The following is a 16,195-nucleotide window of genomic DNA, read 5'->3' as shown; positions in this document are numbered from 1 at the left end:
GGGGCTCCCCCTCCTAGTCGGCGTGCGGCACCATCGGCGGCTCGGCTTCGCCGCGCCACGCCTCGACGCCCTCCTTGATCGCGAACCCGGCGATCGCCAGGGCGGCCAGCGAGTCGGCCCAGGCCCAACCGAGGAGCGCGTTGGCTGCCAGCCCGAGCAGCATCGACCCCGACAGCCACGCGCAGAGCAGCAGCTGTCGGGCGTCGGCGATCACGCTGGCACTGCCGAGTTCGGCGCCGGTCCGGCGCTCCACGCCGGCCACCGCGGGCATGATCACCAGGCTCAGACAGGCGATGACAATCCCCAGCGGGCTGGGCGCGGCCTCGACAACGCCGGCGAAGCTCAGGCCGGCGGCCAGGATCACGTACCCGGCGAGGGCGAAGAACGCGATCGCGATGGCGCGGAGGGCCGGTTTCTGCCAGCGGTCCGGATCGCGACGGGAGAACTGCCACGCGATGACCGCGGCGGAGAGCACCTCGATCACGGAGTCCAGGCCGAAAGCGATCAGGGCCGTCGAGGATGCCGCGGCGCCCGCCACGACCGAGGCGACGGCCTCGAGCACGTTGTAGCCGATCGTGAAACCCACGATCCAGCGCACCGTACGGCGCAGCACCGTGCGACGGGCCTCGGACAGCGTACCCGGGTCATCCATGGCACCCCTTCCCGCTCCAATCCTGCCACTCACGGCGAGGCCCGGCCGGGCGCTGCAGGCCCGGCACCGAACGGGCGCTGCAGGCCCGGCGACGGCCGGAGTCGGTGGACGACGGGGCATCCGGTAAGTTGGGTGAGGCCCAATATTCAGGTACCTCACCACCGACACGGTGCCGCACAGATCGAATCGGAGAAACATGACCGCCGCCAGCGTTCCGGAAAAACCGGCCCTCGAGGGCCTCGAAACCAAGTGGGGCGACTCCTGGGAAGAGGCCCGCACCTACCGTTTCGACCGTGACTCGGCCACGCGGGAGCGCATCTTCTCCATCGACACCCCGCCGCCGACCGCCTCCGGCTCGCTGCACATCGGCCACGTCTTCTCCTACACGCACACGGATGTCATCGCCCGCTTCGAGCGGATGCGCGGCAAGAGCGTCTTCTACCCGATGGGCTGGGACGACAACGGCCTGCCCACCGAGCGACGCGTGCAGAACTACTACGGCGTGCGCTGCGACCCGTCGCTGCCCTACGTCGACGACTTCACCGCCCCGTTCGAGGGCGGCGACGGCAAGAGCACCAAGGCCGCCGACCAGCTGCCGATCAGCCGCCGCAACTTCATCGAGCTGTGCGAACGCCTTACCATCGAGGACGAGAAGCAGTTCGAGGCCGTCTGGCGCATGCTGGGCCTCAGCGTCGACTGGACCCAGACCTACCGCACCATCGGCAACGATTCCCTGGTCACCTCCCAGTCCGCGTTCATCGGCAACGTCGAGCGCGGCGAGGCCTACCAGGCCATGGCCCCCACCCTCTGGGACGTCACCTTCCGCACCGCGGTCGCCCAGGCCGAGCTCGAAGACAAGGAGATGCCGGCGTCCTACCACCGGGTCGCCTTCGCCCAGCCCGACGGCGGTTCCATCGAGATCGAGACCACCCGCCCGGAGCTGCTGCCGGCCTGTGTGGCCCTCGTGGCGCATCCGGACGATGAGCGCTACAAGGCGCTGTTCGGCACGACCGTGCGCACCCCCCTCTTCGACGTGGAGGTGCCGATCCTGGCCCACCACCTCGCGCAGAAGGACAAGGGCAGCGGAATCGCCATGATCTGCACGTTCGGTGATGTGACCGACGTGATCTGGTGGCGTGAACTCGACCTGCCCAACCGCGCAATCATGGGCTTCGACGGCCGCATCATCGCCGAGGTGCCAGGCGCCATCACCAGCGCGGCGGGACAGGCCGCGTACGCGCAGCTGGCCGGCAAGACCGTCTTCTCCGCCAAAGCGGCCGTGGTCGACCTGCTCCGCACCAGCGGCGACCTGATCGGCGAGCCCCGAGCGATCGTGCACCCGGTCAAGTTCTTCGAGAAAGGCGACAAACCGCTCGAGATCGTGTCGACCCGGCAGTGGTACATCCGCAACGGCGCACGAGACGAGAAACTACGCGCCCGCCTGATCACACACGGCACCGATCTGCAGTGGCACCCTGAGTTCATGCGCGTACGCTACGAGAACTGGGTCAACGGCCTCACCGGCGATTGGCTCGTCTCCCGCCAACGCTTCTTCGGCGTTCCACTGCCGATCTGGTACCCGCTGGATGCCGACGCGAACCCGCTCTTCGACCAGCCCATCGTCGCCACCCGCGACCTGCTCCCGGTCGACCCGTCCTCCGACACCGCCCCCGGCTACGCGGCCGAGCAGCGCGGCCAGGCGAACGGCTTCGTCGGCGAGGTCGACGTGATGGACACCTGGGCGACCTCCTCCCTGACCCCGCAGCTGGCGGGCGGCTGGGACCGGGACCCCGAACTGTTCGACCTCGTCTACCCCTACTCGCTGCGCCCGCAGGGCCAGGACATCATCCGCACCTGGCTGTTCTCCACCCTGCTGCGCGCCGAGCTGGAGCACGGCGTCTCGCCGTGGCAGCACGCGGCCCTGTCCGGCTTCATCGTCGACCCCGACCGCAAGAAGATGTCCAAGTCCAAGGGCAATGTGGTCACCCCGGCGGACATGCTCGAGCAGCACGGATCGGATGCCGTGCGCTACTGGGCCGCGTCGTCCCGCCTCGGCACCGACGCCGCCTTCGACCCCAAGAACCCGACCCAGATCAAAATCGGCCGTCGCCTGGCGATCAAGATCCTGAATGCGTCGAAGTTCATCCTGGCTTTCGACGGCGCCGCCGACGCGCCGGTGACCGAGTCGCTCGACCAGAGCATGCTCGCCCGGCTCAGCGTCGTCGTCGGCCAGGCCACCGCCGCCTTCGAGGGCTACGACCACGCCCGTGCGCTGGAACTCACCGAGAGTTTCTTCTGGACGTTCTGCGACGACTACCTCGAACTAGTCAAGGAGCGCGCCTACGGCGAGGCGGGCGCCGGACAAGCCTCGGCCGTCGCCGGCCTGCGCACCGCGCTGGCCACCCTGCTGCGACTCTTCGCCCCGTTCGTGCCGTTCGCGACCGAGGAGGCCTGGTCGTGGTCCAACGAGGAGTCGATCCATCGTGCCGCCTGGCCCGTGCAGAGCGAGCTCGGCGGAGGGCATGGCGGCAACGTCGCCCTGCTGGACCTGTCCAGCCGAGCGCTCACCGGCATCCGCCGCGCGAAGACCGATGCCAAGGCCTCCCAGAAATCAGCCGTAGTTTCTGCTGTAATTAGCGGTACCGCTGCAGAGATTGCCCTGCTCAGGCAGGCTGCGGCCGATCTGAGGGCCGTTGGTCGCATCTCGGAGTTGGTTTTTATTGAAGGCAGCGAATTGGCTGTCACTGACATCGTGCTCGCCACGGTGCCAGAGAACTAGGAGAACCGAATGTCAATCAAGGTACGCGCGCTCGGCGACAAGGACTTCTTCTCGTGGCTGGGACTCTTCGAGGGTTACAGCGAGTTCTACAAAAGCGAACTCACTGATCAGAAAGCGCTCCAGGTCTGGAGCTGGATCATCGACAAGAATGAGTCGCTGGCCGGCGCCGTCGCGGTCGACGACGACGGCCAGTTCGTCGGCTTCGCCCACTACCGCGAGGTTCCGAGCACCCTGACCGCCACCCGCGGCCTATTCCTGGATGACCTGTTCGTGTCGCCGGAGTCCCGCAGTGCCGGCGTCGGCCGGGCCCTGATCGAGTTCGCCAAAGAGTACGCCGCGCAGCACCGTCTCACCACCGTTCAGTGGCTGACCGCCGCCGACAACGAGTCCGCGCAGCGCCTGTACGACGATGTGGCCACCCGCACGGACTGGGTCACCTACGAGATCGAGCTGTAAATGAAGATGGGAACCCGCTGGCCGCTGGGTCACCCGGCGCCGGCCGGACTGCCCCACGTCGTGGAGATCGCCATCCGTGCGGTCGAGGAGGAGCTCACCGCGCTGGCGGAGGAGTCTAATGCCTGGCGGTGGACGCTGACCTGGCTCGAGGGCAGCCCCGTTCTCGAACTCGACGACGGCACGGTCATCCGGTACGACAAGGCTGAGGACAGCGCAACGATCACACAGCCGTCGATTGCGCTCGACGACGAGGACGACTGGATCTAGCCGCTCTCGGCCCGGGATCTCCGGGCGACGATCTCGCCGTGCGGCATGCCGAACCAGCCATCGGGATCGCCGGCCCACTGCAGCCAGGCGGCCTGCATCATCCGCAGGTCGGCGAGGTCGGCCGTGCCCACCTCGATGGCGTGCGCCGCGAAGTCGGACTCGATGACCCGCACGGCCCAAGACTGCCCCCACCACTCGCGTTCGACATCCGAGGCGAAGCACCAGATGGATGCCGAACTCGTCACGTCCGTGAACCCCGCCTGGTGCGCCCAGGCCTTGAGCGAGCGACCGGCGTCGGGGTCGCCGCCGTTCCAGTAGTGCACGTCGCGGACGGCACTCTCCCACATGTGCAGGCCCTGCAGCTTCGGGTGGTACATCACTCCCCCGGAATCGACGTCGCGGACGGCGAGGATCCCGCCCGGTTTCAGCACGCGCAAGAACTCCCGCAAGGCGGCCACGGGGTTGGCGAGGTGCTGGAGCACCTGATGCGCGTGCACGACGTCGAAGCTCGCGTCGCCGAACTCCAGCGCGTAGGCGTCCCCCACCCGGAACGCCACGTTCCGCACACCCTCGTCGAAGGCCAGTCCGGCCGCACGCCGCACGACCTGCTCCGACGCATCGATGCCGGTGACCCGCCCGGGATACAACCGACGGGCCAGGTCGACCGTGATCGTGCCCGGGCCGCAGCCCACGTCCAGCAGGGTCAGGCCGGCGTCCAGGTGCGGGATCAGGTAGGCCGCGGAGTTCGCCACCGTGCGCCAGGTGTGCGAGCGCAGCACGCTCTCGTGGTGCCCATGAGTGTACTGCTCCCGGGGTGCGGTCTCGGGGCGTGCCGGCTCGTCGATCATGAACCGATCCTAGGCGCGGCCGGGAACACTCCGACAGGTCAAATATGGCTGTGACAGGGTGAAGAAATGAACCCCTTCGCCAGCACCAGCACACTTCCGTTCGAGCTGCCCCCGTTCGCGCTGATTGCGGAGGAGCACTACCGGCCGGCGTTCCTGGACGGCATGGCCGAGCAACTCGCCGAGATCGCGGCGATCTGCGCGAGCACGGATGCCCCCACCTTCGACAACACCATGGTCCCACTCGAGCGCAGCGGGCAGCTGCTCACCCGGGTGGCCGAGGTGTTCTTCAACCGGAGTTCGTCAGACTCCGACGACTTCACCAACGCCCTCGAGGAGGAACTGGCCCCGCTCCTCGCGGCGCATGCGGACGCCATCCGTCTGGACCCGGCCCTTTTTCGTCGGATCGCCGCCCTGCACGAGCGGCGCGGCCTTCTGGACCTGGAATCGGAGGCACGCTACCTGGTCGAACGGTACTTCACCGAGTTCACCCTCGCAGGCGCCGGCCTCGCCGACGACGACAAGGCCCGGCTGCGCGACTACAACAAGAGACTCTCCACGGTCACCACCCGGTTCGAGAAGAACCTGCTCGCCGACACCAACGATCTCGCGCTGGTGCTCGACGACGCGAGCGAGCTGGACGGCCTCACCCCCGGCCAAACCTCCGCCACGGCCGAGGCGGCCACGGAGCGCGGCCTGGACGGCCGGTACGTGATCACCCTGGTGCTGCCGACCTCGCACCCCTACCTGGCGCAGCTGACCAACCGGGGCGTGCGGGAGCGGCTGCTGGCGGCCTCGCGGGCCCGCGGAATCCGTGGCGGGCAGTTCGACAACCGTGACCTGGTGCTGGAGATCGCCCGGCTGCGTGCCGAGCGCGCCCAGCTGCTCGGATTCGACAGTCACGCGGCCGCCGTGACCGCGGACCAAACAGCGAAGACCCCGCAGGCGGTCGCCGATATGCTCGGGCGCCTCGCCCCGGCCGCGGCCCGGAACGCGCGCGCCGAGCAGGCAGACCTGCAGGCGCAGATCGATGCGGAGGGCGGGGGCTTCGAACTCGCCGCCTGGGACTGGGCCTTTTACACCGAGAAGGTGCGGCGGGCCCGCTACAACGTGGACACCGCGGCCATGCGCCCATACTTTGAGTTCGAACGGGTGCTGCAGGACGGCGTGTTCTACGCGGCCAACCTGCTCTACGGCGTCACTTTCACCGAACGTACGGACCTCGTCGCCTGGCACCCGGGGGCGCGCGTGTTCGAGGTCGCCGAGGCCGATGGCTCCCCCGTGGGCCTCTACATCATCGACGTCTACACCCGGGACTCCAAGCGGGGCGGCGCCTGGATGAACGCTCTCGGCTCCCAGTCCACGCTGCTCGGCACCCCGAGGATCGTCTGCAACAACCTGAACGTGCCCCGGCCGGCCGCGGGTGAGCCCACGCTGCTCAGCTTCGATGAGGTCGTCACCCTGTTTCACGAATTCGGGCACGCACTGCACGGCCTGTTCGCGCGGGTCACCTTCCCGAAGTTCGCCGGCACCAATGTGTACCGCGACTTCGTCGAGTTCCCCAGCCAGGTCAACGAGATGTGGATGCTGTGGCCCGAGGTCCTCGCGAACTACGCCCGGCACCACGCGACCGGTGACCCCATGCCCCAGGACCTCGTCGACCGAATCCAAGCCTCGTCCACCTTCAACGAGGGCTTCTCCACCAGCGAGTACCTCGCAGCGGCCCTGCTCGACCAGGCCTGGCACCGCATCGGCGCCGACGACGTGGTAACGGATGTCGCCGCGTTCGAGGCATCCGCCCTCGCCGCCGCGGGCCTCGACAACCCCGTCGTGCCGACCCGGTATGCCAGTACTTACTTCGCCCACACCTTCGCGGGCGGCTACGACGCCGGCTACTACTCCTACATCTGGAGCGAGGTGCTCGACGCGGACACCGGCGAGTGGTTCGCGGAGAACGGCGGGCTCACCCGGGCCAACGGCGACCGGTTCCGGTCCCGGCTGCTCGGCGTGGGCGGCAGCACCGAGCCGCTCGCGGCCTACCGCGACTTCCGTGGCCGCGACGCCTCGATGCAGCCGCTGCTCGACCGCCGCGGCCTGAACTAGCGCCTCCGCCGGACCCAGCGCCGCCCGGTCCCGAGCGGCACTCCAACGCCCCTGCCCTGAACCACATCGACGGAGATTTTACGGTTCGAGGCCGGTTTCGGGCCGATTTGCTCCCATTTTGGCAAAATCTCCGTCGACTTCGTCAGGGACACCCGACGGGCTGTGAGCGAGACCGGCCGGAGGGCATCCCGCCGAGCCAGAGCATCACCACACCGCCGACGGTGATGGCCCGCCCCAGCGCCGGCCAGAGTCCAGAGTCCAAAGTCCAGAGAGCACGATCAGAGCACCGCAGACCAGGAATGCGCCGGCGGCGGCGCCGAAGTCGCCCATGGTCTGCCCGGCGGCCACGAGAAGCGCCGCCCCGGGGGGGGTGGACCAGGCGAAGGAGATCGGCATCTTGAAATACCACGGCAGCATCACACAGGTGATGCCCACCAGCAGGCAGAGCGCCAGCAGGCCGGATGCCGCCTGATCGTCGGTCGCGCCCACGGCCTGTAGTCCGGCGATGACGAGCACGAAAGAACTGGCAAATCCGGTGATGGCCGCCACGATGCCGGCGAAGACGGGCTGTTACACGGCAGCCCTCCGGGCTCAGGGCAGTCGCGTGCCGAAGCGGGGTGAGGCTGGCGCTCTACCTAGGCGGACTTGTCGACGCGCCGGGGCTTGTGCAGCTCGATGGTGGGCTCGGCGTTGTCCAGCACGGCAGCGCGGGTGACCACGACGCGCGCCACCTCGGAGCTTGACGGCACCTCGAACATGATCGGTCCGAGCACCTCTTCCATGATCGCTCTCAAGCCGCGGGCGCCCGTTTTGCGCAGCACGGCCAGGTCGGCGATGGCCTCGAGGGCGGGCTGCTCGAATTCGAGCTCGACGCCGTCGAGTTCGAACATGCGCTGGTACTGGCGCACGAGCGCGTTCTTCGGCACGGTCAGGATCTGCATCAAGGCCACCTGGTCGAGCTGGGTGACGGTGGTGACCACGGGGAGCCGGCCGATGAATTCGGGGATCAGCCCGAACTTGTGCAGGTCTTCGGGGAGCACCTCGCTGAACAGGTTGACGTCGTCGCCCTTGCTGTGCAGCGGAGCGCCGAACCCGATGCCCTTCTTGCCGGCCCGGGTCGAGATGATGTCGTCGAGGCCCGCGAACGCGCCGGCCACGATGAACAGCACATTGGTTGTGTCGATCTGGATGAATTCCTGGTGCGGATGCTTGCGCCCGCCCTGCGGCGGGACCGAGGCCACGGTGCCCTCGAGGATCTTCAGCAGGGCCTGCTGCACACCCTCGCCGGACACGTCGCGGGTGATCGACGGGTTCTCGGCCTTGCGAGCGATCTTGTCGATCTCGTCGATGTAGATGATGCCGGTCTCGGCGCGCTTGACGTCGTAGTCGGCGGCCTGGATCAGCTTGAGGAGAATGTTCTCCACGTCTTCACCGACGTAGCCGGCCTCGGTGAGGGCCGTCGCATCCGCCACGGCGAAGGGAACGTTGAGGCGTTTCGCGAGTGTCTGGGCGAGGTAGGTCTTCCCGCAGCCGGTGGGGCCGATCAATAGGATGTTGGACTTCGCGATTTCCACGTCGTCGTGGATGGCGTCGGCGGCGGTGAGGGTTGCGCGGGAGCGCACCCGCTTGTAGTGGTTGTAGACGGCGACGGCGAGGGCGCGCTTGGCTGCTTCCTGCCCGATGACGTACTCCTCGAGGAAGCCGAAGATCTCCTTCGGCTTGGGCAGTTCGAATTCGCCGGCACCGTCTTCAGCGGTGGCCTCGGCCAGACGCTCTTCGATGATCTCGTTGCACAGTTCGACGCACTCGTCGCAGATGTACACGCCGGGACCCGCAATGAGCTGCTGCACCTGCTTCTGGCTCTTTCCGCAGAAAGAACACTTCAACAGGTCGGCGCTTTCGCCTATTCGGGCCATCCGTCAGCCTCCTCCATTGACAACTGCATCGAGCCTAGCCTGTGCCTGTGCAGCACGGGTGCAGGCTGACCGCATCTGTCGGATAACGTTCGCCCCCGTTGCGCAGGAATCCTCCGACCGGTGAAACGCGACGGATGCCCGGCTCAGGTGAGCCCGGACATCCGTCGCGTTCACGGTTTCGCCCTACTACTTGACGAGCGTGGGCACGTTTTTGCGGCTGGTCAGGATCTGGTCGATCAGGCCGTACTCGAGGGCCTCGGGCGAACCGAGGATCTTGTCGCGGTCGATGTCCTTGTGAACCTGCTCCGCGCTGCGGTTGGAGTGGTGGGCGATGGTGAATTCCAGCCATTCGCGCATGCGCTGAATCTCTGCGGCCTGGATCTCGATGTCAGACGCCTGACCCCCGCCCTGTCCGCCCGCCGAAGGCTGGTGGATGAGGATACGCGCATTCGGAAGGGCGAGGCGCTTCCCCGGTGTGCCGCCGGCGAGCAGCACGGCGGCGGCGGAAGCCGCCTGGCCGAGGCAGACCGTCTGGATGTGCGGGCGAATGTACTGCATCGTGTCGTAGATCGCCGTCATCGCCGTGAAGGAGCCACCCGGGGAGTTGATGTACATCACGATGTCGCGGTCGGGATCCTGGCTCTCGAGCACGAGGAGCTGGGCCATGACATCGTCAGCGGACGCGTCGTCGACCTGCACGCCGAGGAAGATGATGCGGTCCTCGAAGAGCTTCGCGTACGGGTCCTGGCGCTTGTAGCCGTATGCCGTGCGCTCTTCAAAGGTGGGGAGGATGTAACGGGCCTCGGGTGACTGCGGGGCGCGTCCCCCGGCCTGGTGACCAAAATTCGTGAATTCCATGTCGTTTCGCCCGTCCTACTTCTTGTTCACTGAGTCATCGGTGCCGCCGCCGCCGATTACCTCCGACGCGGAGCCGCGCAGGTGGTCGACGAAACCATATGCCACGGCCTCGTCGGCGGTGAACCAGTTGTCGCGGTCGTTGTCGATGAGGATCTGCTCGACCGACTTGCCGGTCTGCTCGGCCGTGAGTTCGGCCATCCGCTTCTTCATGTCCAGGATGACCTTGGCCTGGGTCTGGATGTCGGCGGCAGTGCCACCGAATCCGCCGGACGGCTGGTGCAGCAGGACGCGGGCGTTGGGGGTGATGTACCGCTTGCCCTTGGTTCCGGAGGACAACAGGAACTGCCCCATCGAGGCAGCGAGTCCGATGCCGACGGTGACGATGTCGTTCGGTACGAACCTCATCGTGTCGTAGATGGCCATGCCCGCCGTGATCGAGCCGCCGGGCGAGTTGACGTACAGGAAAATGTCCTTCTCCGAGTCCTCTGCAGCCAGCAGCAGGATCTTGGCACAAATCTCGTTGGCGTTCTCGTCCCGGACCTCTGAACCCAGCCAGATGATGCGGTCTTTCAGCAGTCGGTCAAAAACGCCGGGTGTGGGTGTCATATCGGCCATGTCGCGCTCCGTTTCACTTGTCGCTTCAGAATGAATCTATAGGAGCCAACGCTCCGGAACGGCTGTGTTCGCCCTCGGCAGATAACACGCCACCCGGCGCCGCCCTGGTGCGCCCCGCGCATCCGTCGCTCCGAGCGACTTCGACGGAGATTTTGCCCTCCAGGCCCGAAAACCGAGCACAACGGCCCACAACCGGAAAATCTCCGTCGACTTCGTTCAGGGCCGTGGAGGGGAGGGCACACATGCGAAACGGGCCGGATGTCTGTGACATCCGGCCCGTCGGCTCGCGTGAGCGACGCGGTGGTGCTACTTCTTGGCTGCGGCAGCCTTCTTCTTCGCCGCGGCGGCCTTGGCCTTGGCGGCCTTCTCGGCCTTGGCCTCGGCGGCCTTGATGGCCTCAACCTCGGCGTCGACCTCGGCCTCGACCTCGGCGGCGTTGGAGTCGTCTTCCGCGATCTCGTCGTCGTCTTCGTCGGACGCCACGTCGGACGCCTCGTCGGCGATCGCGACGAACTCGGACAGGTCGACGGAGTCGCCGTTGGAGTCGACGACCTCGGCCTTGCCCAGGGCGATGGCGAGGGCCTTGTTGCGGGCGACCTCGGCCACCATCGACGGGATCTGACCGTTGCCGCTCAACGCCTGGACGAATTCGCTCGGGTCCATGCCGTACTGGGCTGCACCCTGGATCAGGTACTGGGTGAGCTCGTCCTGGCTGACCTGGACCTTCTCCGCTTCGGCGATGGTGTCGAGCAGGATCTGCTGACGGAAGGTCTTCTCGCTGGCCTCGGTGACCTCGGCGCGGTGCTCGGCGTCTTCGAGGCGGTTCTCGCCCTCGAGGTGGCGGCGAACCTCGTCCTCGATGATCGCGGCCGGGATCGGGACCTCGACTGATTCGAGCAGCTGCTCGACGAGCTTCTCGCGGGCCTGGGTGCCCTGGCCGAAGACCTTGGAGCGCTCGACCTGGCCCTTGAGGCTCTCGGTCAGCTCGGCGATGGTGTCGAATTCGCTGGCGATCTGCGCGAAGTCGTCGTCGGCGGTGGGAAGCTCGCGCTCCTTGACGGCGCCGACGGTGACGGTGATCTCGGCGGTCTCGCCCTCGTGGTCCCCACCCATCAGGTTGGAGTTGAAGGTGGTGGTCTCGCCGGCGCTGAGGGAGTCGAGCGCCTCGTCGATGCCGTCGATGAGGTCGCCGGAGCCGACCTCATAGGAGATGCCGGTGGCGTTGTCGACCTCGACGCCGCTGATGGCGGCGATCAGGTCGATCTGCACGAAGTCTCCCGTGGTGGCGGGGCGGTCGACGGTCACGAGCGTGCCGAAGCGGCTGCGCAGGTTGTCGAGCTCCTCGGCGACCTCTTCGTCGGACACCTCGACGGCGTCGACGGTGAGCTTCAGGCCGGAATAGTTCGGCATGTCGATCTCGGGACGCACGTCGACCTCGATGGCCAGCTCCAGATCTCCGGAGAAGTCCTTGTCGCTGGGCCAGGCGACGATGTCGGCCTCGGGACGGCCCAACGGGCGCAGCTTGTGCTCGGTCACGGCCGAGCGGTAGAAACCGTCGAGGCTCTCGTTGACCGCGTGCTCCAGCACGGCGGACTTGCCGACGCGCTGGTCGATGATGGCCGGCGGGACCTTGCCCTTGCGGAAGCCGGGAATGTTGATGTCCTCGGCGATGTGGCCGTAGGCGTGGGTGATGCTGGGCTTCAACTCCTCGGGAGCCACCGAGATGGTGACCTTCGCGCGAGTGGGGCTCAGTTTTTCTACCGTGGACTTCACGTGGCAATCTCCTGTGTTCGACCGATGTTTAGGGGGGTGTTGGTCGGGGCGACAGGATTCGAACCTGCGACCTCTCGGCCCCAAACCGAGCGCTCTACCAAGCTGAGCTACGCCCCGGACAATATCTCAACCCGGTGGTGGCATCCGTTGGGGCGCAAAGTTCACGCAGTTCGCGGAATGACCTCGGTAAGTCTACTGCACGGCCCGGATGCCGCGGGCCGGGGCGTGCAGTCGGCGACCGTCAAGGTGTACTACGCTGTGTGAGTGCGCAGGAGACTGCGCCCAGGGGATGTAGCTCAATGGTAGAGCCTCAGTTTTCCAAACTGATGGCGCGGGTTCGATTCCCGTCATCCCCTCCACGCCGGGCCCGCGACGGGCCGCCGCGCAGGCCGAGTTCCCACGGCTCAGCCGAGTCCCAGCCCGTTCAGGGTCGTGCGCAGCGTCGCCGCAGAGTGCTCGAACAGCTCCTGCTCCTTCTCGTTGAAGGGCACCTCGATCACGCGCGAGACTCCCTCGGCGTTGATCACGCTCGGGACTGACAGCGCCACGTTGCTGACGCCGCGGTAGTCCGTGAGCACCGAGCTGACCGGGAGAACCGCGCCCTCGTCGCGCAGCACCGCCTCGACGATCCGGGCGCCGGAGAGCCCGATCGCATAGTTCGTGGCGCCCTTGCCGGCAATGACCGTGTACGCCGCGCTCTTCACGCTCTCGGTGATCGCGTCGAATTCGGCCTCCGAGAAGGGTTCCAGGCCTTGGGGCGAGATATCGTCCTGCACCCACTCGGCCAGGGAGATCGGGCCGATCCGGGCCTGGGACCAGAGCGGGAACTCCGAGTCGCCATGCTCGCCGACGATCACGGCGTGAACATTGGCGATCGCGACGCCGACCCGGTGCGCGAGCATCCAGCGCAGCCGGGAGGAGTCGAGCACCGTGCCCGAACCGAAGACGCGCGCGGCCGGGAGCCCGCTGAACTCACGGGCGGCGTAGGCCAGCACATCGCAGGGGTTGGTGACGAGCATGTAGACGGCGTCCGGGGCCCGCTCGACCAGTCTGGGCATCAGTTCCCGCAGGATGCCGACGTTGACGCCCGCCATCTCCAGCCGTGACTGACCGGGGTGCTGCCTCGCCCCGGCCGTGATCACGACCATGTTCGCTCCGGCGATGGCGTCGAGGTCGCTGCCGCCGGCCACGCAGGAGGCCCCCGTGAACTGGGTGCCGTGGGCCAGGTCGAGAACCTCGGCCTCCACCTTGGGCCCATTGATGTCGTAGAGCACGACTTCCCGCGCGGACTGCCGGATCAGCGCGGCGTAGGCCAGGGACGACCCGACGGCCCCGGCTCCGATGATGGCCAGCTTGGAATTCGCGATCTCGCTCATGAGCCAATTCTGCGCCCTGCCCGGTCCAGTTCCGGGCATCCGGATGCCTGCACGACGGTCAGTGTCGCAAAAAGGTGAGTACGGCCAGCACCCGGCGGTGGTCGGAACCCGAATCGTCGAGGCCCAGCTTCTGGAATATCGACGTCACGTTCTTCTCGACCGCGCCGACGCCGATCACGAGCATCGCCGAGATGCTGGCGTTGGTGCGCCCCTCCGCCATCAGCCCGAGCACGTCGCGCTCGCGCGGCGTGAGAGCCGCGAGGGGGTCGGTGCGGCGGGCCAGCAGCTCACGCACCACCTGCGGGTCGAGCACGGTACCACCCGCGCTGATGCGGGTGACGGCGTCGCGCAGTTCGTCGAGCGACGCCACCCGGTCCTTGAGCAGGTAGCCCAGTCCCCCGTTGCCGGCGGCCAGCAGCTCATGCGCGTAGGTGCCCTCCACATACTGACTGAGCAGCAGGATGCCCACCTTCGGCAGCCGGCGGCGCAGTTCCAACGCGGCCCGCACGCCCTCGTCGCGGAAGGTCGGCGGCATCCGCACGTCGAGCACGGCAACGTCGGGCCGCCGGGCGTCGACCTCGGCGAGGAGGGAATCCGCGTCGCCGTAGGAGGCGACGGTCTCGAATCCCGCCTCATCGAACAGCCGGATCAGTCCCTCCCGCAGCAGCACCGAGTCCTCGGCCAGCACGAGCCGCAGCGGTGGGGTGGGCGAAGCCGCGGGAGAGGCTGAGGCGAGGTCGGTCATCCGTTCAGGATACGGCGACGGCACGGACCGGCACGGCCGCGGGCAGCGGGATGTGCGCCCCGATGGCCGTCGGTCCGCCATCGGGGCTCCGCACCGAGAGCACGCCGCGCAGCCCGCGCAGGCGTTCGTCGAGCCCCTGCAGGCCGTGCGCGTCGATCAGCCGGGCCCCGCCGACGCCGTCGTCGATCACCCAGAGGTCGAGCCAGGTGGTGCCGGCCGTTCCGGTGCTGCCGGTGCTGCCCTCGTCGGCCACTGGACGCAGGGCCAGGTGCAGACGGATGCCCGTGGCCCGCGCGTGCTTGGCGGCGTTGGTGAGCAGCTCCGCGGCCACGAAATACGCGCTGCGCTCGATCTCACTCGACAGCCGCAGCGCGGGGTCGACCTGCAACTCGAGGCGCACCGGAACCGTGCTGCGCGCGGCCAGGGACTCGAGGCCGGCGAGGAGGCCGCGGTCCTGCAGGATGGGCGGCACCAGCCCGCGGGACAGCGCCCGCAGCTCCTCGAGGGTGTCGTGCGCCTGTTCCCGGGCCTCCACGATCAGGGCGCGCGCAGCATCCGGGTCGGTCGTCAGCTTGCGCTCGGCGCTGGCGAGGTCCATCTGCAGGCGCACCAGGCGCTGCTGCGGGCCATCGTGGATGTCCCGCTCCAGTCGCCGTAGGGACTGGTCCTCCGCGGCGACGGCCGCCCCGCGTGACGCGCTGAGGTCGGCGACCTCGCGCTGCAACGCCTCGGACCGCCAGGCGCCCAGCATGCCGCGCGCCGCGAACTGGTGCAGCAGGGTGAACGCGTGCGTGATGTACGGCAGGGTCAGCAGGAAGAGGAGGCCCAGCGCGAGCTGGAAGAGGCTCTCGGCCAGGAGAGGGTCGATCGGAAGGGTGGTGCCCGGCAGCACCCAGCCGAGGATCACCTCGTGCAGCCAGACCCCGTCGGTGTCGGTCAGGAAGCGGCCCCAGAACCAGTAGCTGACGCCGCCGAGGCCCACCGAGAGCCAGACGACGGTGACGGTCCAGCTGACGAGGCCGAGCACGACGTTCACCACCATGCCGTGCAGCAGGTAGAGCCAGTAGTGCCCGTTGACGAGCGGGCCGAGCAGGGCCCGGAGGGTGGTCGCCGGCTCGCCCGGCGTCTCCCATCGCGGCGGGGTGGTGGCGGGCTGACCGGCCCAGCGCAGACGGACGAGTTCGACCAGTCCGATGCCGCGGGCGAGGTAGAGGGATGCCACCACGACCACGATCCCGACGACGACGGCGAGCAGACCCACTCCGGTGAAGAAGACGGTGCTCAGCACGGTGAGCGCGATCACGACCACCGGCAGGGTGAGTAGCAGGAAGAGCAGCTCCTGCGGCACGCGGCGCCAGAGCGCGCCGTAGGTGGTGCGGGTTCCATCGCCGTCCGAGCCGGTGGGCGCGGCGGCCGTGGGTGTGGCGGCCGTGGGTGTGGCGGCCGTGGGTGTGGCGGCCGTCGGGTCGGTTCCCGTCTGTGCGGTGATGATGGCTCCGGTCGTTGTGGGCATGGTGTCCTCCAGTAAGTCTGTCGGTCCTCAGCCTGATCGCCGGGTCAGGCGGGACACATCCCGCTGGCAACCGCATTTCAGCGGGGGTAAACCCCCGGGGCTGGCGGCGCGCAACGGCGCACGGTCCGGGCCCCCGGCATCCGTCGCGACGTAAAACCGGAGAATTCTGCGACACGCCGCGTTTGCCAGCCTGGGGTGACCCAGTGTTTCCGGACAGTCCTCCTGAATTCAGGATTGGATAGACAAATGGAACACGAGAAACACAAGCACTTCAGCCCGGAGTTTCGGGCTGCCGCG

14 protein-coding genes and 2 tRNA genes are annotated in these 16,195 nt (G+C 67.8%); 5 read left to right on the top strand and 11 right to left on the bottom strand.

Annotation, left to right across the window (positions count from 1 at the left end; genetic code table 11):
• Nucleotides 1-13: 13 nt before the first annotated feature.
• Nucleotides 14-652 carry a cation transporter gene (locus E3O67_RS06660; RefSeq protein ID WP_134430584.1) on the bottom strand — a complete coding sequence of 213 codons (639 nt, stop codon included), beginning with the start codon at nt 650-652 and terminating at the stop codon, nt 14-16.
• A 196-nt stretch (nt 653-848) separates the two neighbouring features.
• Here E3O67_RS06660 and valS point away from each other — a divergent pair, with 196 nt between their 5' ends.
• Genes valS through E3O67_RS06645 form a run of 3 tightly spaced genes read left to right on the top strand, consistent with a single transcriptional unit; the run spans nt 849 to nt 4,154 of the window.
• Complete coding sequence (valS, locus tag E3O67_RS06655; protein ID WP_135102289.1) at nt 849-3,431, top strand: valine--tRNA ligase; 2,583 nt, start codon at nt 849-851, stop codon at nt 3,429-3,431.
• Between the two features lie 9 nt (nt 3,432-3,440).
• Entirely contained in the window at nt 3,441-3,887 is a 447-nt protein-coding gene (locus E3O67_RS06650) for a GNAT family N-acetyltransferase (RefSeq protein ID WP_134430590.1), read from the top strand.
• Entirely contained in the window at nt 3,888-4,154 is a 267-nt protein-coding gene (locus tag E3O67_RS06645; RefSeq protein ID WP_134430592.1) for a hypothetical protein, read from the top strand.
• On the opposite strand, the gene E3O67_RS06640 is transcribed toward E3O67_RS06645, so the two are convergent.
• Entirely contained in the window at nt 4,151-5,002 is an 852-nt protein-coding gene (locus tag E3O67_RS06640; protein WP_134430595.1) for a class I SAM-dependent methyltransferase, read from the bottom strand. The genes E3O67_RS06645 and E3O67_RS06640 overlap by 4 nt on opposite strands.
• A 66-nt stretch (nt 5,003-5,068) precedes the next feature.
• Between E3O67_RS06640 and E3O67_RS06635 the strand changes: the two genes are divergently transcribed.
• Nucleotides 5,069-7,102, top strand: coding sequence for a M3 family metallopeptidase (locus E3O67_RS06635; RefSeq protein ID WP_135102288.1), 2,034 nt, complete (start codon nt 5,069-5,071; stop codon nt 7,100-7,102).
• Between the two features lie 204 nt (nt 7,103-7,306).
• Here the strand turns inward: E3O67_RS06635 and E3O67_RS06630 are convergent, their stop codons facing one another.
• The 6 genes from E3O67_RS06630 to E3O67_RS06605 form a co-directional block, all read right to left on the bottom strand.
• Nucleotides 7,307-7,654, bottom strand: coding sequence for a benzoate/H(+) symporter BenE family transporter (locus E3O67_RS06630; RefSeq protein WP_370260282.1), 348 nt, complete (start codon nt 7,652-7,654; stop codon nt 7,307-7,309).
• An 83-nt stretch (nt 7,655-7,737) separates the two neighbouring features.
• On the bottom strand, nt 7,738-9,018 hold the full coding sequence (clpX, locus tag E3O67_RS06625; protein ID WP_134430600.1) for an ATP-dependent Clp protease ATP-binding subunit ClpX: 1,281 nt from the start codon (nt 9,016-9,018) through the stop codon (nt 7,738-7,740).
• A 186-nt stretch (nt 9,019-9,204) separates the two neighbouring features.
• A complete protein-coding gene (locus E3O67_RS06620) occupies nt 9,205-9,876 on the bottom strand; it encodes an ATP-dependent Clp protease proteolytic subunit (protein ID WP_134430603.1) in 672 nt (223 codons plus the stop codon).
• A 15-nt stretch (nt 9,877-9,891) separates the two neighbouring features.
• A complete protein-coding gene (locus tag E3O67_RS06615; protein WP_134430606.1) occupies nt 9,892-10,491 on the bottom strand; it encodes an ATP-dependent Clp protease proteolytic subunit in 600 nt (199 codons plus the stop codon).
• A 306-nt stretch (nt 10,492-10,797) separates the two neighbouring features.
• Nucleotides 10,798-12,264 carry a trigger factor gene (gene tig / locus E3O67_RS06610; RefSeq protein WP_167726517.1) on the bottom strand — a complete coding sequence of 489 codons (1,467 nt, stop codon included), beginning with the start codon at nt 12,262-12,264 and terminating at the stop codon, nt 10,798-10,800.
• A gap of 40 nt (nt 12,265-12,304) precedes the next feature.
• Nucleotides 12,305-12,381, bottom strand: a tRNA-Pro gene (locus E3O67_RS06605).
• 168 nt (nt 12,382-12,549) lie between these two features.
• Here E3O67_RS06605 and E3O67_RS06600 point away from each other — a divergent pair.
• Nucleotides 12,550-12,623, top strand: a tRNA-Gly gene (locus E3O67_RS06600).
• Nucleotides 12,624-12,668: 45 nt separating this feature from the next.
• Here E3O67_RS06600 and E3O67_RS06595 read toward each other — a convergent pair.
• The 3 genes from E3O67_RS06595 to E3O67_RS06585 are packed head-to-tail and all read right to left on the bottom strand — an operon-like array spanning nt 12,669 to nt 15,898.
• A complete protein-coding gene (locus E3O67_RS06595) occupies nt 12,669-13,640 on the bottom strand; it encodes an L-lactate dehydrogenase (protein ID WP_134430609.1) in 972 nt (323 codons plus the stop codon).
• A gap of 58 nt (nt 13,641-13,698) precedes the next feature.
• Nucleotides 13,699-14,385: a response regulator transcription factor gene (locus E3O67_RS06590; RefSeq protein WP_134430612.1), complete on the bottom strand. Its 687-nt coding sequence runs from the start codon at nt 14,383-14,385 to the stop codon at nt 13,699-13,701.
• 4 nt (nt 14,386-14,389) lie between these two features.
• The gene (locus tag E3O67_RS06585; RefSeq protein ID WP_194092285.1) at nt 14,390-15,898 is read right to left on the bottom strand and encodes a sensor domain-containing protein; all 1,509 of its coding nucleotides are present in this window, start codon (nt 15,896-15,898) and stop codon (nt 14,390-14,392) included.
• Nucleotides 15,899-16,195: the final 297 nt, after the last annotated feature.

It is taken from the genome of Cryobacterium sp. TMT3-29-2 (genome assembly GCF_004564305.1).
Lineage (GTDB): Bacteria > Actinomycetota > Actinomycetes > Actinomycetales > Microbacteriaceae > Cryobacterium > Cryobacterium sinapicolor.
The sequence above is the reverse complement of the archived record's forward strand: the minus strand, read 5'-3'. Positions and strand labels throughout refer to the sequence as shown.